Raw genomic sequence first — 2,233 nt, forward strand, 5'->3', positions numbered from 1 at the left:
AAAACCGCTGATCCTGTGGATCAACGACGGTCTGATGGCCGTGTTCTTTTTCCTGATCGGGCTAGAACTGAAGCGCGAGATGCTTGAGGGCAAGCTGAAGAACCCGCGCGATGTGGTTCTGCCCGGCATGGCGGCGGTGGGCGGCATGATTGCCCCGGCGCTGATCTATGCGGCGCTGAACTGGGGTAACCCGGCGACGATTGGCGGCTGGGCGATTCCGGCGGCGACGGACATTGCCTTTGCGCTGGGGGTGCTGGCGCTGCTGGGCACCCGCGCCCCGGCCTCGTTAAAGGTGTTCCTGCTGACGCTGGCCATTCTCGACGACCTTGGCGCCATCATCATCATCGCGTTGTTCTATACCGCCGAACTGAAAGTGGATTACCTGCTTTTGGCGCTGCTGCCGCTGGCCGGGCTGGCCTGGCGGAACTACAAGGGCCAGCACCGGATCGCGCCGTCGGTCCTGTTGGGGGTGATCCTGTGGGTTCTGGTGCTGAAATCCGGGGTTCATGCGACGCTGGCCGGGGTGATCACCGCGTTCTTCATCCCGAACGTGGACAAATACGGCAAGTCGCCGCTGCATGCGCTTGAGAACGCGCTGTCGCCTTACGTGCTGTATCTGATCGTGCCGATCTTTGCCTTTGCCAATGCCGGTGTGGTTCTGGGTGGGCTGTCGCTGTCGGACCTGTTGTCGCCGCTGCCGCTGGGCATCGGGCTGGGCCTGATCCTGGGCAAGCAAGCGGGCGTGTTCGGCATGACGTGGCTGATGGTGAAAACCGGGCTGGCGCGGCTGCCGCATGGCGTGGGCTGGGCGCATATCTATGGCCTGTCCTGCCTTGCCGGGATCGGCTTTACCATGTCGCTGTTCATCGGCTCGCTTAGTTTTGCCGATCAAAGCCTGATGAATGAGGTGCGACTGGGCGTGCTGTCGGGATCGGTGATATCGGCGCTGCTGGGGTTTGCCGTGCTGCGCCTGACCGGCCAGCGGGACGAGGCCCCGGCCCCGGCCCCCGCGACCTGATCCAGACGACCTGACCCAAACGAAAACACCCCCGCATCACCAGATGCGGGGGTGTTGATTTCAGCGGTCTGACCTGAAGATCAGACGCGGGCGTCGCGGATCAGTTTCAGAATGTTCTGCGCCGCCTCGGGGATGTTGGTGCCCGGACCAAAGATCGCCTTGACCCCGCGGTCATAGAGATACTGATAGTCCTGCTGCGGGATCACCCCACCGCAAACCACGATGATATCGTCAGCCCCGGCGGCTTTCAGCGCCTCGACCAGTTTCGGTGCCAACGTCTTGTGACCGGCGGCCTGCGACGAAATCCCCACCACATGCACGTCGTTATCCACGGCGTCCTGCGCGGCCTCTTCCGGGGTCTGGAACAGCGGGCCTACGTCGACGTCAAAGCCGATATCGGCAAAGGCGGTGGCGATCACCTTGGCGCCGCGGTCATGACCGTCCTGCCCCATCTTGACCACCAGCATCCGCGGACGACGACCTTCTTCCACGGCAAAGTCCTCGACAGATTTCTGGATCGCGGCAAAGCCTTCGTCGCCCTCGTAAGCGGCACCGTAAACACCGGCCAGCGTTTTGACCTCGGCGCGGTGACGGCCGAATGCTTTTTCCATCGCCATGCTGATTTCTCCCACGGTTGCGCGCGCCCGGGCGGCCTCGACCGCCAGACGCAGCAGGTTGCCTTCGCCGCTGGCCGCTGCCTGTTCCAAAGCGCCCAGAGCGGCGTCACAGACAGCCTGATCGCGGGCCGCGCGGGTTTTGGCCAGACGCGCCACCTGGCTTTCACGCACGGCGACGTTGTCGACATCCAGAATGTCGATCGGGTCTTCCTTGGCCAGACGGAACTTGTTCACGCCGACGATCACCTCTTCGCCACGGTCGACAGCAGCCTGATAACGGGCGGCGGCCTCTTCGATGCGCAGCTTGGGCATGCCGGTGGCGACCGCTTTGGTCATGCCACCCAGTTCGTCCACCTCTTCGATCATCTTCCACGCCGCTTCGGCCAGATCGGCAGTCAGCTTTTCGACGTAATACGACCCGGCCAGCGGATCGACGACCTTGGTGACCTTGGTCTCGTTCTGCAGGATCAGCTGCGTGTTCCGCGCGATCCGGGCCGAGAATTCGGTCGGCAGGGCAATCGCCTCGTCAAAGGCGTTGGTGTGCAGCGACTGAGTGCCGCCCAGCACCGCCGACATCGCCTCATAGGCGGTGCGGACG

2 protein-coding genes are annotated in these 2,233 nt (G+C 63.5%); one reads left to right on the plus strand and one right to left on the minus strand.

The genetic code is table 11. From position 1 onward, the window contains the following. Window positions 1-1,018 (plus strand): Na+/H+ antiporter NhaA (gene nhaA / locus ABYW26_RS13640; RefSeq protein WP_372605456.1); only part of this gene is annotated, 1,018 nt, incomplete at its 5' end. A gap of 80 nt (window positions 1,019-1,098) precedes the next feature. Here nhaA and ABYW26_RS13645 read toward each other — a convergent pair. Next, window positions 1,099-2,233, minus strand: a 1,135-nt coding sequence (locus ABYW26_RS13645) for a methylmalonyl-CoA mutase family protein (RefSeq protein WP_372605457.1), incomplete at its 5' end; no start/stop codon positions are given.

This window comes from Actibacterium sp. (assembly GCF_041584535.1).
GTDB lineage: Bacteria > Pseudomonadota > Alphaproteobacteria > Rhodobacterales > Rhodobacteraceae > Actibacterium_D.